This is a genomic window from Streptomyces sp. NPDC000345, from assembly GCF_042898825.1.
Lineage (GTDB): Bacteria > Actinomycetota > Actinomycetes > Streptomycetales > Streptomycetaceae > Streptomyces.
Genome location: NZ_JBIAZE010000019.1, coordinates 94754 through 110370, shown reverse-complemented (window position 1 = coordinate 110370; position 15617 = coordinate 94754). Strand labels below are relative to the sequence as shown.

At 69.7% G+C, this 15617-nt stretch carries 15 protein-coding genes; 6 read left to right on the top strand and 9 right to left on the bottom strand.

The window, feature by feature from the left end; all coding sequences use genetic code 11:
* Window positions 1-25: 25 nt before the first annotated feature.
* On the top strand, window positions 26-985 hold the full coding sequence (locus ACFY30_RS34160) for a DUF4238 domain-containing protein (RefSeq protein ID WP_390849019.1): 960 nt from the start codon (window positions 26-28) through the stop codon (window positions 983-985).
* Between the two features lie 71 nt (window positions 986-1056).
* On the opposite strand, the gene ACFY30_RS34155 is transcribed toward ACFY30_RS34160, so the two are convergent.
* The 3 genes from ACFY30_RS34155 to ACFY30_RS34145 form a co-directional block, all read right to left on the bottom strand.
* Window positions 1057-1611, bottom strand: coding sequence for a hypothetical protein (locus ACFY30_RS34155; protein WP_390849018.1), 555 nt, complete (start codon window positions 1609-1611; stop codon window positions 1057-1059).
* A gap of 170 nt (window positions 1612-1781) precedes the next feature.
* Complete coding sequence (locus tag ACFY30_RS34150; protein ID WP_390849017.1) at window positions 1782-2207, bottom strand: hypothetical protein; 426 nt, start codon at window positions 2205-2207, stop codon at window positions 1782-1784.
* A gap of 95 nt (window positions 2208-2302) precedes the next feature.
* On the bottom strand, window positions 2303-3667 hold the full coding sequence (locus tag ACFY30_RS34145; RefSeq protein ID WP_390849016.1) for a hypothetical protein: 1365 nt from the start codon (window positions 3665-3667) through the stop codon (window positions 2303-2305).
* Window positions 3668-4061: 394 nt separating this feature from the next.
* On the opposite strand from ACFY30_RS34145, the gene ACFY30_RS34140 reads away from it, so the two are divergent.
* From ACFY30_RS34140 to ACFY30_RS34125, 4 genes are all read left to right on the top strand, one after another.
* A complete protein-coding gene (locus tag ACFY30_RS34140) occupies window positions 4062-4766 on the top strand; it encodes a GNAT family N-acetyltransferase (protein ID WP_390849015.1) in 705 nt (234 codons plus the stop codon).
* 370 nt (window positions 4767-5136) lie between these two features.
* Complete coding sequence (locus ACFY30_RS34135; RefSeq protein WP_390849014.1) at window positions 5137-6087, top strand: hypothetical protein; 951 nt, start codon at window positions 5137-5139, stop codon at window positions 6085-6087.
* Window positions 6088-6482: 395 nt separating this feature from the next.
* Window positions 6483-6914: a DUF4357 domain-containing protein gene (locus ACFY30_RS34130; protein ID WP_390849089.1), complete on the top strand. Its 432-nt coding sequence runs from the start codon at window positions 6483-6485 to the stop codon at window positions 6912-6914.
* Between the two features lie 137 nt (window positions 6915-7051).
* The gene (locus tag ACFY30_RS34125; RefSeq protein ID WP_390849013.1) at window positions 7052-8857 is read left to right on the top strand and encodes a zeta toxin family protein; all 1806 of its coding nucleotides are present in this window, start codon (window positions 7052-7054) and stop codon (window positions 8855-8857) included.
* Window positions 8858-9312: 455 nt separating this feature from the next.
* Here the strand turns inward: ACFY30_RS34125 and ACFY30_RS34120 are convergent, their stop codons facing one another.
* Together ACFY30_RS34120 and ACFY30_RS34115 are read right to left on the bottom strand one after the other, a co-directional pair.
* Complete coding sequence (locus ACFY30_RS34120) at window positions 9313-9630, bottom strand: hypothetical protein (RefSeq protein WP_390849012.1); 318 nt, start codon at window positions 9628-9630, stop codon at window positions 9313-9315.
* Window positions 9631-9696: 66 nt separating this feature from the next.
* A complete protein-coding gene (locus tag ACFY30_RS34115; RefSeq protein ID WP_390849011.1) occupies window positions 9697-9930 on the bottom strand; it encodes a hypothetical protein in 234 nt (77 codons plus the stop codon).
* A gap of 271 nt (window positions 9931-10201) precedes the next feature.
* Between ACFY30_RS34115 and ACFY30_RS34110 the strand changes: the two genes are divergently transcribed.
* Complete coding sequence (locus ACFY30_RS34110; RefSeq protein WP_390849010.1) at window positions 10202-12898, top strand: ATP/GTP-binding protein; 2697 nt, start codon at window positions 10202-10204, stop codon at window positions 12896-12898.
* Window positions 12899-12971: 73 nt separating this feature from the next.
* Here ACFY30_RS34110 and ACFY30_RS34105 read toward each other — a convergent pair whose 3' ends face one another.
* The 4 genes from ACFY30_RS34105 to ACFY30_RS34090 all read right to left on the bottom strand — a co-directional run bounded on the left by ACFY30_RS34105 (window position 12972) and on the right by ACFY30_RS34090 (window position 15484).
* A complete protein-coding gene (locus tag ACFY30_RS34105; protein ID WP_390849009.1) occupies window positions 12972-13313 on the bottom strand; it encodes a hypothetical protein in 342 nt (113 codons plus the stop codon).
* A 234-nt stretch (window positions 13314-13547) separates the two neighbouring features.
* A complete protein-coding gene (locus ACFY30_RS34100) occupies window positions 13548-13937 on the bottom strand; it encodes a hypothetical protein (RefSeq protein WP_390849008.1) in 390 nt (129 codons plus the stop codon).
* A 117-nt stretch (window positions 13938-14054) separates the two neighbouring features.
* Window positions 14055-14960, bottom strand: coding sequence for a hypothetical protein (locus ACFY30_RS34095; protein WP_390849007.1), 906 nt, complete (start codon window positions 14958-14960; stop codon window positions 14055-14057).
* A 236-nt stretch (window positions 14961-15196) separates the two neighbouring features.
* Window positions 15197-15484, bottom strand: coding sequence for a hypothetical protein (locus tag ACFY30_RS34090; RefSeq protein WP_058928871.1), 288 nt, complete (start codon window positions 15482-15484; stop codon window positions 15197-15199).
* Between the last annotated feature and the right edge of the window lie 133 nt (window positions 15485-15617).

The following is a 15617-nucleotide window of genomic DNA, read 5'->3' as shown; positions in this document are numbered from 1 at the left end:
ACTGCCGTCTGCGGGACGCGATGACATGACCCGCATCACCGAACTCGCCTCCGAGACCGACGCACCGGTCAAGCGCCAGCACCTCATCTCCCAGGTGCTGCTCGCCCAGTTCGCTACGCCCATCCGGCACACCGCCGGCCTCCACGTCCAGCCGCACGACCTGCGCAATCCGCAGCGCCCGTGCAAGGCCCGCACCCCGCGCGGGGTCGGCTGGATCGAGGACTTCGTCCCGTACGCCTCCGCCTCCATCGAGCACGTGTGGAAGCAGGTCGAGCAGCACCTGCCCGAGGTCTTCGCCTCGGTCGCCGCGGGCACGGCCCTGGACGAGCCCGACACGGTCGACCTGCTGCGGGACGTGATCGCCCTGCACTGGGTGCGCTCGCAGCACTACCGCGACCTGCACCAAGCCATCTTCCGTGCCTTCTACCAAGAACGCTTCCGCCGGTTCCTCGACGAGGACCAGGTCGTGCTGCAGTTGGCCGCGCGTGAGAAGACCGGCCTGCTCGTCACCGGCCGCGAGGGCCTGGCCCTGCACGCCGAACGCGTCCTGGCGCCCATGGCCGACGCGTACGAGAGCGGCGCGCTGTTCCGGGTCCGTATCGAGGCCTCGTTCGCGAAGGCCCGCAGTCTTCTGGCCGGCCACGCCGTGCAGATCCTGCGCCCGGAGCAGGGCGAGTTCCTCATCGGCGACACCCCGGCCCTGACGATGCGCCGCGACGGCCCGATGGTCTCGTACAACATGGCCATCGGCGACGCGCACTCGGTCCTGTTGCCGATCAGCCCCGGGTATGTGCTGTCCATCGGGCCGAACCCCGCGTACCTGTCGGCTTCCCGCGCCGAGGTCGACGAGCTGAACACGCTCCAGATCTGCGCTGCGCGCCGTTACGTGTACACCCGCCCGGGCAACACCCTGTTGCGGCCGTTCATCATCCGGCAGGTCCGCAAGCACCGTCTGTCGAGCGAGCCGCTCTCCCGGACTGCGTGAGCCGAGCTGGGGGTGCCGCCGGCCGGCGGCACCCCCAGCGGAGCGGTCGGCGCCAAGTACGCCACGCTCTTTCACCGTTGGGCGTACTGGGCGAGGCGTACGACGTCGCACTGGCAGGCCCCGCCGTGGGCCACGGCGTGGAGCTCCTGGATGGTCCAGCCGCACGTCTTCTCGGGTGCGCCGGTACTGCTGTACGACTGCGTGGTGCCGTTGCTGGGACCGCTGTAGGGACCGGAGAGGGAGTCGAAGCCCCACCCCTTGACGTGGATCTCGTTGCCGCGCGGGCCGGTCCGGGTGGTGATGGTGCCGATCTGGAGCATCCGCAACCGGCCCGCCTGCCGGGCCCGTTCGAGATCCGTCGCCGCGGCCCGCTGCTGGGCATTCTCGGCTCGGCGGTCCTGCCTAAACTTCTGGTCGGCGCGACGGCGCTCTTCGGCGAGGCGGGCATGGACGGGGCCGCGGCAGGTCGCGTACGAGTGGCCGGTGACCGTGTGCCCGGAGGCGCTGGAGCACCAGGAGCAGGTCTCCGGGGGCTTGGGCTTGAGCGCGACGAGCGATTCGGTGAGGTAGTAGCTGAGTCCGACGTAGACCACGGCGCCGAGCAGCATCCACAGGTACCAGGGCATGGTGTCCCCCTTCGGCCTCCCCGGGGGAGGCAAGCGAGTTGGCGCGGAGCAAGTTGCCGCTTGCTCCTTGAAATCAATTCCGCGCTGAGTGGGAGGGTGTCACTAGAGTCGGAGTGGCGCCCGAAGCCACTTCCGATGGCTTCGGGCGCCGTCCGTTGCGTCGTGCGGTATCAGACGCGGGTGGGTGCGATGTAGTGCCGGACAGCGACCATGAGGCATCCGGCGGCGGCGAATCCGGTCAGGACACCGCCGACCCGTGCGCCGGCGGCGCCGGAGCCGGTCAGGTGCATGGCGTCGGCCAGTTCGAGGGAGCCGACGAAGGCCCCGGCGCACAGCGCCATGCAGCCCAGGAAGAGCAGGGCGAGGCGGGCTCCGAGGGGGAGCCAGTCGGGGCCTTTGGAGGGGCCGAGGCGGGTGTTGACGTGGGCGATGTGGTCGGCGAGGGCCTGGTCCCGGGCGCCTGCCGGGTGGGGAGGCATCCGGCCGCAGGAGCAGTCGGCACGGTACTGGGCCTCACCGGCGGCGATGGATGCGTCCTCGTCGATGACGATCTTCGGCAGGTGCCGTCCGTCGTCGATGGCGAACCGGTCAAGCACGGGGTTCTCCTTGTCGGTTGTGGGTGATGGCTCGCTGTGCGGGCTGGCGGGCACGACGTTCGTACGGGCAGCCGCCGTTTGTTGAGACTGCCGCGTCAGCCGGTCTTCTCCGGGGGCAGTGCCAGGTCGAGGTACGCAGTGAGGCTGGCGCTGTCGAGCTTGCCGTCCATCGACAGGGACCGCAGCAGCGTGTCGGCGACGGCGTCGCGGGGGATGTCGAGACGGCTCTGGGCCTCGCGGACGATGTCGCCGATGGCGTACTGGCCGTAGTCGGGGTGGTGGCGGATGAGCCAGTCCAGGGTCTTGGCGACGGGGGTGGTCAGGGCGTAGAAGTGCGTGCGGTCGTCGCCTTCGTCGCTGTCCCAGCCGTGCTGTTCAGTCAGTTCGTCGAGGACGGCGTGACGGATGGTGGCGGCCAGGTGGTCGGTGGGGATGATGTCGTCCAGGCGGGTGGCGACGTGCAGGGCGAGTTCGTCGGAGACCTCCCGCACGTCCGGCTCGTTGCGGTGGCGCAGCACCCAGCGCTTACGGGTCTGCGGGCGGCCCCACAGCAGGGCCTGGAACTTGGCGGTGAGGCGTTCCCGCAGGTCGCTCACGCCGGCGGGAAGGGCTTCGGGGTCGGGCCCGGCCACCGCGGCCGCGACGTTCTCCCGGCTGCGCTGGGTGACCCAGTCCTGGGCGACCGGGCGGGACCAGGCACTGCGTCCGCTGACCGTGGCCTGCGGCAGGGGAACGTTGCCTTCGCCGCGGGAGGCGTACGAGCGCAGGGTGGAAGCGGCGATGCCGGCCAGGCCCGCGAACTCGGTGACGCCCAGCAGCTGGTCGGCTGCCAGTTCGGGAGCGGAGAGCTGGACCACGCACTGGCTGAGAGGGAAGTCGCCGTCGCGGTTCGCGCGGCGCTTCGCCCACAGGGCGAGGTGGTCGCTCCACCGTCCGGCGAGCGGTGCGTCCGGGTCGAAGGAGGTGACCTTGAGAAGGCGGCCGGCGTCCGGGGCGGCGGTGTCGTCCAGGAGCTGGTCGGCGGTGACAGCGATCGCGGCCGGGACCGGGGAACGGACGAAGTCCTCATCCGCCGCGTCCCAGATCTGGCCCGGCCGGAACCAGGTGGCGCCGTTCCACCAGTAGCCGCCCGCCCGGAACAGCAGCGGGCCGCCGTGCCATTCGGCGTGCAGTTCGTTGGCGTCCTCGTCACGCACGAGCAGGACTGTCCGGCCGTGGTCGGGGTGGTAGCGCACGCACCAGGCGAACTCGTGCCGCTGGGAGTCGGTGGTGTAGGCGCGCCATCCGCCAGCGGTGCGTTCGAGGTCGTAGCGGCCCCACATGCCCTCGCCGCGCTTACGGCCGACGGCTTCGAGCTCGCGGGGGTCGTCGAGGGGGATGTGGGAGTCGTCGACGAACGGCAGGTCGGGGACGGGGTGGTCGGTTCGCAGGCCGTTGGCCAGAGGGCGCAGCTTGTACACGAGGTGTGTTGTGTCCTTTCCCGCTGTAGCGCTGTAGATATCTACAGCGTACCGCTTTCGTATCTACAGCTAAACTAAGTAGGCGGGATTGGCGGGAAGTTGCCGCACCGCACCGGATGCCACGGCGCGGGGAAGAAGGCTGTGCAGAGGCACCACGCCGCTGGTCTGCGACATGTCGGCCCGCTACCCGTTCCTCTTTCCCGGGCCTGTGCTCTCTGGCCGGAAACGCGCAGCCCGCCCCCGTCCAACCGGACTCCCCTGCGGGCCTTCCGCCCCAGCCGATCAGCTATCCGTGCGGCCAGCGGCCGCATCGCCCCCGGTGAGACCTGGGTAGCAACATCAGCGCCCCGCAGGATTCGCGGGCACCGCTGCACACGTCCTGGAGGAGGCCCCGGTGGCCAAGCGGAAGAAGAAACCCCTCGCCCGGCAGAAGCCGTTCCGTGTCCGCTCGGCCCGCTTCTCGGACGAGGACGTCATGATGCGCATACTCGCCCTCGCCGATCCCGACGACCCCGCACCCTTCGAGAGCTCGCGCACCGTCCTGTTACGAGGCCCCCAGGGCCCCCTCTCCCACGGCCGCGCCCTTCTCCTGGTCGCTCAGCACCAGGACGGTGCCGTCGCCGGCGCGCTGACCGCCTCGCCGCCGGACTGGATCGTCAACCATCCGGGCGTCACCGGCGAGCACAACCAAGCCGCCCTGATCAACCGGCTCGGCACCGTTCACGGCGTCGCCGTCGACGAGCCCTACCGCGGACAGGGCATCGCCCGCGCCCTCATCGCCGAAGCCGAGCGTTACCTCTCCCGCCAGGGCTACGGGCTCATCACCCTGGACCACAGGCCGGATCTGACCGAGTTCTACGCCCGCCTCGGGTACGCCCACGGCGCCCAGCTCGTCATCCACACTCCCGGGCCGCTGATCGCCCAGCCCGCCCACACCGGGATGATCCATTCCTTCAAGCCGCTGGAAGGCAACGTCCGGCTGCGCATGATCCCCGGCTATCCCGAACCGATGGTCTCCGGCCTGGTCTCCCGTACCCACATTCCGGAAGGCACCCAATTCCTGCCCGGCCGCGGCCTGTTCGTTCCCCGGGGTGCATAGCCCACAGCCAGCCTCTGCCCCAAGTACTTGTAGGTCCGACCGTGGACCATGACGCCCGCGTTGCGTCAACTGGGTGATTCCTGCTCCATCGAACGGGTAGCGACGTCCAACGATGTCCGGGCAGCGGGTGCAGGGTGTGGGCGAGGAGCCGTTTGGGCCCCGGGCGTTGGCTGCTCCTTCGTGCGTCGTATGCGCTACGCTGCCGCCGATGGTGCGGCACGCGCATGCCAGGCCATGTCAGATTCCCGGCCGGAACCGCACCCACGCGCCCGGCAAGCGGACAAGGGTCTCAGACTCGCGCAGCAATCTCCCCTTGAACGTGATGACTCCTGCTGCGGCATGGGCGTGGGCATGCTGCGGAAGGACTGTCATGACGAGGGACAAGAAGCGCAAGGCCGCGATCCGCGAGACGCAGGTTCAAACAGGCCGCCGCTACACCCAGGCCGCCCGCGAGATGGCTGCCGCGACCGACCGGGAGCCAAACGGCTTCCTGCTCTCCCAGCTGCTGACCGAGTGCGCCACCGCTGCCCCGGCAGACGTCGACTGGGGCTACGACTCCGAACTCGCGCCGGAGGTGTTCCACTCCCGGCTGCTCGGCGGTGCCGTGCCTTACGGCACCGTTCTGGAACTCGCGGGCTCACTAGCGCAAGAGGGACGCTCCGCACGTCTCACGCTGGAGTCCATGAGTCCTCTGGAAGAGGCAGTCGTCGTCTGCGGCAACCGCCGCTTCCAGCTCATCCTCACGCAGGACATGGTCAGGGAGCTGTGCCAGACATCCGCCTGCCGGAACGACCAGCCCGGCTGGGCCTTCCTCCACTGTTCCAGCCACCTCCCGGACTGCAGCGGCGACGCTCTGGTCTCCATGACCGAGGAATGGGCGCACAGCTTCAAGCCGGACGCCGGCCGTGACGTAGACCGTCTCGAAGGCAGCGCGGAAGCAGACCTCCTCATCAAGGCCGCCACCGCAAACGGCACCTATGAGCGCGTCAGCAAGGCTCTGCTCGATTCCCTCTTCGTAGCCCCCGATGCGCTCGATGACATGTTCTGGAGCGAAGAGGAGACACTGGCCATGCAGCACGCGATCGAACGGGAGCGTCTTCGCCTGCACAACGTGGCGCGTGCCGAAGCACGGCGCCTTGGGAAGGTCTTCGGCGCCTGCGTGACCTGCGGCGGCCGCCTCAACGCCTACGGCTGGGACCCGGGTGTTCCGCCACGGTTCTGCTCAGCGAACTGCGTTCCGCCTGCTCCCAGTTCCTCCCCGGAGTCGGCCACGACCGAACGCCCGGCTAATCAGCGGCCAGCAGAAGAACCCGCCCGGTAGGGCGATTTAGGCCCACCCATGACGAACTACCGGTGGGTGCCTGCTTGCCAGGCAGGCACCCACCGGCTCCTGCGCGTCTCGCCGGTCTAGGGCACAACCTTCGGACTCGCGGCGGTGCGGGCCGGGTGCCGGCGGCCGTGACGTGCACACAGGCGTACGCGCCGGTGCCCCAGGAGCAGGTCTCTCCGATGCCACATTCGCGGACGGGCCGCGCGAGACCGTGCGGGTCACTGGGGGCAACGCGTTCCACGGTGGCGCCGTAGGTGGAGGCGCCGGCGCGCTGCAGGCCTGGCGACTTCTCCTCACCGCTCTAGACTGGAGTACTGCTGAGCGCTTTACAGTAGAGTGGTTAGTGGTCGTGTCGCGTCGTTCAGAGGAGACCCGCGTTGCCCACCGTGAGCCTGCACTTCGACTCGTCCCTGATCGCCCGCTTGGCCGCCGCGGGGCCGGAAGAGACCGTTCACATCACCCTGTCTCTCGACCTCGCGCCCCACGGGGCCCCAGAGGGTGATGCCTCCGGTCCCGGGCGTGCCGTGGCCCCGCAGGGCCCGCTGGCTGAGCTGCTGTTGAAGGGGCTGCTGCAGGCCGGGGACACGCTGTCCTTCCAGCAGCGGCGGGCGGGCCGGGAGGCCGTGGCGACGGTGACCGCTGACGGGCGGCTGATCGTCGAAGGGCAGGCGGTGGCGTACACCTCGCCGTCGAAGGCGGCCTCAGCTGTTACCGGCACGGCGTCGAACGGGTGGGTGTTGTGGCGGACCGCGGACGGCCGCACCCTCGATGCGCTGCGCCAGCAGCTGCAGCAGGACTCATCGACGGCTCCGGCCTAGGCCGGAGCCGGGGCTCCCCTACACCGCTTTTCACCCGTTCGTTCGTGGAGGAGTACGTGAGTGCGCCGCACCGCCCCCGTCCCGCGTCGCCGCTGGCACAGCCGCCGGGCACGGGCCCGGCGGCGTCTGGTGTCGCAGTGCCGGCCGGTGATTGGTCCGAGGAGGTCCTGACCGGAACCGTCCTGCCCAGCGTCCTGGGCGGCGCAGTGCCGCAGCCGGAACCGGTGCGCCCGGTGGTGGTGTTCGTCGCCGGGCAGGCAGGCAGCGGCAAGACGCTGGTCGTCGACCTGGTGCACGCCGCGCTGGAGCGGCGAGGCGGTGCGGTGCGGGTGGACCGCGACGCCTACAAGAACATCCACCCCCACTACGCAGCCCTGCTCAGCGAGGACGTACGGACCGCTGGGGTGCGGGTGCGGGCGGAGACCTACCAGTGGCAGGCCGAAGTGGAGGCTCGGGTGCGAGCCAGCCGGTATGACGCGGTGGTGGAGGCGCCTTTGGCCCACCCCCAAGAGTTCCTGGCCGGGATGGCCGCATACCGGCAGGCTGGCTACCGCGTCGAGCTGGTGGCCCTTGCCGTGCCCGAGGCGGTCAGCCAGCTCGGCATTTTGGACCGGTACCTGCGCCTCGCCGAGGAGGGTCGGGCCAGGTACGTCTCCTGGGACAATCACGACCAGTGCGCTGCCGCCCTGGTCGAGACCCTCGGCATGGTGGAGGCCGGGCACCTGGCGGACCGGGTTTTCGTCGTCCGGCGCTCCACGGAGACGGCGCTGGAGGCCGTGTACGACAACGAACTTGCGTCCGGGCAATGGTGCCGCCCGGCAGGCGCGGCACGCGCGGTGCTCGCTGAGCGCAGCCGTCCGTGGGACGCCAGGGAGACGGGCCGATTCCGCCGTCAGCTCGCCGACGCCGACCGGCGCCTGACCGATCCCCGACTGCCGGAGGACTGGACGCTGGCGGTCCGCCGCGACGCCGAACGCGCCGCTGCCCTGGCCGAGCCGGTCCGACGCACCGCCCAGCCGCGCCGGGAGCCTCCCGGGGTCGACTACCACCGGCTCTCCGCAGAGGAACACCGCTGGATCTTCGACGAGTTGATCGTTCCGCTGCTGGGACGGATCACACCGCAGGACAGACCCGTCGCGGTGTACGTGATGGGTCAGCCCGGCGCCGGCAAGACCCGGGCCGCTCAGATGGTCCGGCGCACCCTGCGCGACGGCCCAGCCCACATCACGGGTGACGACTTCAAATTCTCCCACCCGGACTACCTGCAGCTCTTGCGTGAGGAGCCGCGCACGGCCTCCGCGCGGATCCGCGCCGACTACCGGGCGTGGCAGGCTCAGGCCGAAGCGTACGTGCGGGAGCGGCGCGGGGACGTGGTCATCGAGATCACCCCGGAAAACGCCGCCGCCTTCATCACCAGCGCGTCCCTGTACCGTCAGGCCGGATACCGGGTGGAGCTGCTGGTCCTGGCCGTGCGCGCAGCCGATTCCCGGCAGGGCACGGCCGTCCGCTACGCCACGGTGAGCCAGCGAGGCGTACCCGCACGGTTCACCACCGCCGCCGGGCACGACACTCACTTCGCCGTCCTCCCCGAGGTGGTGGCGGCTGCTGAGCAGCTGTCCGTGGTCGACTCGGTCACGGTGATGCGGCGGGACGCCCACGTCCTCTACCGAAACGAACACATCACCCAGGGACGGTGGGCACGGCGTCCTGCCGCCGCCTGGGCCCTGGCTGCGGAGCAGTCCCGCCCTTACACCACTGAGGAAGCCGCGCGGTTCTGTGCCGCCCAGCGCTGGTTGCGTTCCGCGATGCCGCAGTACCGCGATGAACTCATCGCGATCGGACGCCTGGCAGGCCCGTTAATGCCTCCAGCCCTGCAGCCGCATCAGCTCGACGCGCAGGCTCCCGTGGCCGCGCTCCCCATGCCCGCCAGTGGCATGCTGTAGCTTGATCGGTAGGCGCGGGGCCTGGGCGGTCGGGGTGCGACCGCTGAAGAGTCCAGGAGGACTCGTGCCCATAGGCCGCGTCAACGCCGCGAAGTTCATCGCTCGCCTTCTGCCAGAACCGCACGAGACGGATCTCGGCGGCGAGCCCGCCCACCATCTACTGGCTACCGCTCACGCTGACCGGGTATGCCCACCGTCAGGCCACAGCATCGGCTGGACGGACTGCTACGCCAGTGCGGACATGCTGCCTCTGACCCACAAAGCGGATCTGCTGCTGGAGCCGGACGGCAAACCAAGGTCGATTCCGGATCATCTGGTCGGTGAGGCACGTGAGCGGGCGGAGCGGGTCGGCCGACAAGCGGAGTGGATCCGTCGGGAAGCTCACCGGCGCGGACTTCACTGACGCCGCCCGCCGTCCAGCGCCCGCCCTCACCCCGGGGCGGGCGTTCGCGTGGTCAGTCCCCGTATTCGCGCACTGACCAGCCGTCTGGCACTTCGCGGACTTCGAAGCCTGGCGCGATGATCTGGTGCAGTGTTTCGCCGTCGGTCCAATCGTTGAGCGTGTCGGCGAGAGTGGTGATCAGCGGCTCGTCCACGTTGTCGAAGAGGATGACGGGCTCGACGGCCAGTTGGGCATCGGTTCGTCGCATGCCGTCGACGGGGGTGGCCCAGCCGACGATTGGCATCACCAGAATCACGCCGTCGTCGGGGCATTTGATCGCCACTCGCCACCCGTCCGGGGCGGCAGCGAAAGGGAACGGGACTGCGGTCATGACGGCAGACTCTAACCCCGCGGTTCGGGCAGCTGCCCAGGCGGGACAGGCACGGTGGCGCCGAAGCTACGACTCGGGCTGCGCCTCGCTGGCTTCCAACTCCTTCAGGCGTGCGGCATAGACGGCGGCGATGCGCGTGATCTCGTCGGGCCCAGCCGTCCTCAGCCGGTTCTGGTCCTCCACGCACTCCTGACGCCGCGCCTTCAGTTCCTCCAGGCGCTGCTCGTCCCCGGAGCGCCGCGCGAGGAGGAGCTGCCGGCTGTACCAGGCGATGACGTTCCCCACGATCTCGTGCGCCATCTCATACCCGGCGTCGCCGCCGTCCGGGTCCCAAGCCGGTCCCGACGATGGTGAACGTGGCGGTTCTGGGGAGGACGATGCGGGGTCGTGCACGGAGAACCACCTCGAGGCGCGTTGAGAACCGGACGGCGAAAAGATCATTGTCCGGCGTGGGCGGGAACCAGTCCATCACCGGCTCCTCTCAGCCTGCATATCCCGCCGGCGCTGCCGCCGGCCACCGTCCGCAGCATAAATTGGGACCGCAGGTGATCACTTCGGGGGGACACACCACATGACCGACCTTCGTGCGCTGTTCAGCTCCAATGACCCCGTGGGCAGCAACGAGGCGTTCACCAACCGCCAAGACCAGTGGGATCTCGTCGCCACCGCCATCGAGGAGCACCTGCGGCACATCGCCGCTCCGGCCTTCAACGTTGAGGACCTCGAAGCCCCTCGCAACAACGTGATCGTGTTTCACGGGGTGGGCGGCGTCGGCAAGTCGACCCTGCTGCGCAAACTCGAATCCTCGCTCACCGCAGCGGACCAGCGTCCCGTGCACTGGGGTGCCCCCGCCTGGGCGGGCGAGAAGATCCTGCCCATCCGCATCGACCTGGCCCGCTCGGCATCGACCGGTTCGGACTTCGAGCGCGTCGTGCTGACGATCCGTCTGGCCCTGGCTGCCACCGTCGGCCGCCCTCTGCCCAGCTTCGACCTCGCACTGCGCCGCTACTGGGATGCCCAGCACCCCGGTGAGCCGCTGGAGGAGTACGTCCGGCGCACCGGCCTGGTGGGGAAGTTCGGACAGATGCTGCCCGGGCAACTGCAGGCCGCGGTCAGCGAGGCCATCGGCGCCCTGCAACTGCCCGGCCTGGTGGGCTCGGCGGCCGGGCAGGTCACCACTGCGCTCGTACAGGCCCTGCGAGAGCGCCGCGAACGCGCGCAGGCCCTCGCCGGCTGCGCCCGCACCGCCGCCCTGCTCGAGGCCGAACCCGACCTGGAAGCACTCTCCTTCTACCCGCACCTGCTGGCGTGGGAGATCAGCCGCCTGCCCGCAAAGAAGGCGGCCGTGCCGGTCCTCCTGCTGGACACCTTCGAGGACACCAGCGACCGCCACCGCGACACCGAACGGCTCCTGCAACGCCTCGTGTGGCTCATGCCGAACTGCTTCTTCGTCATCAGCGGCCGCAACCGTCTGCAGTGGGCCGATACTGCCCTCCAGGGCCAGCTCGACTACACCGGCCCCGCCGCCTGGCCCGGCCTGACCCCCCAAGCGGGGCAGCCGGCACGCGCCGCCGGACAGGGCGGCGCCCGCCAGCACCTGATCGGGGACTTCTCCGAACAGGACTGCGACACCTACCTCGCCCACCGCCTCACCCAGGACGGCCAGCCGCTGATCAGCCCTGACATCCGCGCCGTCATCACCCAGCGCTCGCACGGCCTGCCGCTCCACCTCGACCTGGCCGTCGCCCGCTTCCTGGAGATCCGCCGCACCGGCCGCACCCCCACCCCGGCCGACTTCGACCACACCTTCCCCGCGCTCATCGCCCGCACCCTCTCCGACCTCACCGCCGACGAGCGCCACGTCCTACGCAGCGCCAGCCTGCTCGATGCCTTCGACCTGGACCTGGCCACCCACGCCGCAGGCCTCACCCACCAAGCCGCGGCCCGCAGACTCATCGAACGGCCCATGATCACCGAAGACCCCTACGCGATCTGGCCCTACCACCTCCACGGCGCCATCCGCACCGCACTACGCACCGCCGACGACCACACCGAGGACCGCTGGACCTCCGCCGACTGGCACCGGGCCGCCGAACGCGCTCTCACCGCCCTCGGCCAGCAGAGGCAGGACGGCCGCGCCGACGTCCCCGGCCGGACCCTCCTCGTCGCGTGCCTGCGCCAGGGCCTGCGCCTGGCCCGCGACCACCGTCTGGACGACCTCAGCTGGCTCACCGACGCCGCCTTCGCCTACACCGACGACTCCGTGTGGGAACCCCTCGCCCCGCCCACCCACGCTCTGGTCTCCGCGTCCGGCACCGGCCCGGATACGGGTCCGGACACGCCCGCCGACGCTCTGGCCGAACTCCTCGTCGCCATCGGCCGCCGCCAGCACGAACACCGCGAACGCACCGCTGAGCGCCTCACCGCCGTCCTGAGCACCGGCCTGCTGTCCGGCGAACTTGCCGAACTCGCCCTGTACTACCGGGCCAAAGCCCACAAGGACCTCGGCCGCACCGACGCCGCCGCGGACGGCATGCGCCAGGTCGCCGACGCCGACGGCCGGCTCGCCGTACGCGCCCGCCGCGGCCTGGCCAACCTCGCCCGCATCCGCGGCGACTTCCCCACCGCCCTCGCCGCCGTCCCCACCCTGGGCTGGAAAGGCCGCCACCACCGCGTCCTCGGCCACATCCGGTGGCCCCACGGCGACATCGACCGCGCCACCGCCGCCTTCGAAGCCGCACGGACCGAAGCCGAACAGCACGACGCCCCGGGCGAGCGGGCCATCGCCCAGACCCACATCGCCCTGGTCACCGCCTTCGCCGACCCGGCCCGTGCCGACGACGAGCTCGCCCTCGCCCACCAGCTCCTGGCCCACCTCGACCAGCGCGCCACCACCCTCCTCGCCCACCTCGTCGGCCTCGTACGCGACGCCGGCACCGACCGCGACGTCACCGACCGCGCCACCGTGCTGCGCACCGAGATCACCGTCGCCGGCCTCGCCTGGCTCACCCCGCTCCTGGAAACCGCCCTCGCCTTCCACCACGCTGTACGCGGCGCACAGGACGACCTGGCGGCCACCCTCGACCGTCTGCACGAGGCGACCGCGAACGGTGACTTCGCCTACTACCGCCACATCGCAGCCGCCATGGGAGACCTGCCCCAGCCCGCCGGGCCCGCCATACGCTGGCTCGACGATGAACTCACCGTCCGTACCCGCTGGCGCGCCCTCGTCACCGCCCGCCAACAGCGCCTGCACGGCACTCAGTAACAGCCGGTTCAGCCGCCGTCCTCGTCCTCGGTGTACGGCTCCGCAAGGCGCAGCCCGAGGCCGTCTGGAAGTCTCATGCCGCAGCGGCGGCCGCCACCAGCTCTGGGAAACGCTGCTCCCAGCAGGTGCGCACCGGCTTGCCCAGGGCGATCCGCAGGCGTGGCCAGTGCCTCACGAGCAGATCGGCGTTGAGGTAGCCGGTGAGGTCCTCGCGTAGACCGTTCGTGAGCACGATGCGGTACAGGCCCAGCAGCAGCTTCTCGTCACTGACCTCGAAGCGCCTCAGCCCCGACCAAGCCAGATGCAACGGCAGCTCAACCGTCCCGGTCGCGGGACCGGACAGCTCCTCGAGGCGAGCGGGCAGACGCTCGGCCACATGAGCCCAGCGGGAAGCGGTGGCATGGTGCACGGTCACGGCTTCAGTGTGGTCCCTCATAGCAGGACCCATCGTCCATCAGGGGAAGCCGATCGTGTGCCAGCGCATCCGGTCGCAGCCTGCCGCCGCCCGGCAGTCGTCAAATTTCCGGCCAGCCGGCTGCTCACGCTCTGTCCAAGGTGATCAACGGCTCGGGGCCTGTGAGGCTCATGGAACGGGCTCGCGCCCGCGAATCGCGGACGCGAGCCTGAGGACGTCTCTGAGGCGACCGGTCTACCCGGCGCTGTAGGCAGCCTGCAGCCGGGCGAGGAGGTTGCGTGTGTCCTTCGCGGAGAACGCGGTGACGTCGTTCTGTTCCGCGCCTTCGACGGCGATGTTCCACTCACCGTCGCCTGCTGCCGCCACTTGGATGGGCGGCTGGGCCATCCACATGACATCGATGCCGCGCCGGACCACCACGGCGATGAGGCTGGGCAGCAGCACCGCGCCGCCTGCGCCGCCTGGACCCATGAGCAGGTCGGCGAGGGCCTCGGTGGCGTTGTCACCGCGGACGCTTTCCGTGGTGAGGGCGACTTGCCCACCACCGGCGCTGGTGAGCATCACGGCCATGTGCGTGCAGTCCTCGTTCCGCTGCCACGGGGGAATCTTCCAGTCGAAGGTCATGCGCTCATCTTGCCCACGCAGCACGGCAGTTGATGCCGCTCGTGGTGTCCCACGTCGTGGTTTCGATTACTCGAGGACGGTCGAGGCAGATGGAGCGGGCGTCCGAGGAGAGCTGGCTCATCGGCCTCTGTAGACGTCTTCGTCAACCGGCGGTCCGTCCCCGACGTAGTCGTAGGGGTCGTCGTCCAAGAGAACGTCCTCGTCCAGGTCGCCGAGGTGAAAGAGAAGCTTGCTGCTCACTTCGAGGTCGCATGCCGCGCAGTGGAATCCGTAAGGGACGAGGTAGACCCCTTCCTGGCCGGCGATGCCCTGGACGTTCACTAGACCGGCCACCCACCCCTGAGAACCGCAGGCCGGGCACTTTTTCGGTGCTTCCCGGCTCATGGTGATCAGCGGCTGACTGGTGATTGCGGCCAAAACCACATCACGCTCTTTGCGGGACATATGCCCGAAGCGCTGTTCAAACAGTGAGCGTGCCTTGACGAGCAGAGCTTCCGCCGCGACGCGCTCTTGTCGCACCTGCTCATCGACCAGCTTGTCGTGCAGGACCCGGTAGGGGCCCCAGTAGCCGTTCGGATCGACTTTCAGTTCTTCGAGAACCGGGTCGACGAGGCGCAAGCAGACCGTGAATACCGCTTCAGCTTGTGCGGCGTCGTGTATCGCGCTGTGGGCAACCCCATTGCGGGCGTCCGCCAGGGGCTCGAGGGCCTTCTTGTCGATCGGGATCTTCCTGGGAAGGAGCCTCAGCACCCGCTCATGGGCTTCAGCGAGGCCGATGGTCTTGACCTTGGTCAGAGGAGCCGCGTGGGAGCCCAGGCCCGTGGCATGGAGCAACGAGTCGAAGTGCCGGCCGTCGACGATCAGAGCCGGGTGGATTCCAGCGAGGTAGGCCTTGAGCAGATGCTCTGTAGCGACGCCGGCGTGGTGAACGGCGAAGTCGTAGCTTTCAGTCCCCTCGACAAAGGCTGCCAGCGCCGCATTCATCCACCTTTGAGATGAACTTTTCAACTGCTCTGAATCCATGGCCGAGACGATAGGGCCGCTGGACCGTCAAGCGCTCCTGCTCGGGACCGCAGCCGTTCCGGCAGAGCCAGAATGCGCCTGGGGATTCAGGTGGAGTTCAGCCGGCGTGACACCGGAGCCGCCATACGGACTGGGCCAAGCAAGGGAGAGATGACCGGCGACGCGCCGTCCACCAGCGGAGGCACGCCATGGCTACTGCCCGCTGATCTCGACTGGAGACGGAGGCCCTGGCCTGCTCACGCCAGAGTGTCGGGGTCAATGCCCTGGGCCCGGGCCAGAGCGAACAGAACGCGCTCCATACCCTCCAGCCGTTGATCGAGGCCATCCAACCGTTGCGTGATCGTGCGATCTCCCGGCGCGCCGATGGCGTTGGCGAGTGAGTCGATGTTCCCGAACGCCGTGGTCTGCTGCTCGCGGATCTCTCCGAGCTGCTCGCCGTGCTCGGCCAGGGTGCGCCCCGTTCGGAACGCCGACGCCTCCAGGTCCCGGAGCCGTTCGTCGTGCGTCTTTGTCTCTCCCGCCATCCCCCCATCCTGGCAGATGCGGACCGGCGCTGGTGCCGGCCGCCCGCCAGTCCATCAGTGGGCACCATCACACCAGGTCAGCACCTCGCACGGTGGCCCGAGCGCGGACACCCCGGCATGATCGGAGAAATGT

Coding starts and splice junctions, on each gene's coding strand:
- ACFY30_RS34110 (WP_390849010.1), top strand. CDS start 10,202: ATGACCGACCTTCGTGCGCTGTTCAGCTCCAATGACCCCGTGGGCAGC.
- ACFY30_RS34135 (WP_390849014.1), top strand. CDS start 5,137: ATGACGAGGGACAAGAAGCGCAAGGCCGCGATCCGCGAGACGCAGGTT.
- ACFY30_RS34100 (WP_390849008.1), bottom strand. CDS start 13,937: ATGACCTTCGACTGGAAGATTCCCCCGTGGCAGCGGAACGAGGACTGC.
- ACFY30_RS34120 (WP_390849012.1), bottom strand. CDS start 9,630: ATGACCGCAGTCCCGTTCCCTTTCGCTGCCGCCCCGGACGGGTGGCGA.
- ACFY30_RS34090 (WP_058928871.1), bottom strand. CDS start 15,484: ATGGCGGGAGAGACAAAGACGCACGACGAACGGCTCCGGGACCTGGAG.
- ACFY30_RS34160 (WP_390849019.1), top strand. CDS start 26: ATGACCCGCATCACCGAACTCGCCTCCGAGACCGACGCACCGGTCAAG.
- ACFY30_RS34095 (WP_390849007.1), bottom strand. CDS start 14,960: ATGGATTCAGAGCAGTTGAAAAGTTCATCTCAAAGGTGGATGAATGCG.
- ACFY30_RS34115 (WP_390849011.1), bottom strand. CDS start 9,930: ATGGCGCACGAGATCGTGGGGAACGTCATCGCCTGGTACAGCCGGCAG.
- ACFY30_RS34155 (WP_390849018.1), bottom strand. CDS start 1,611: ATGCCCTGGTACCTGTGGATGCTGCTCGGCGCCGTGGTCTACGTCGGA.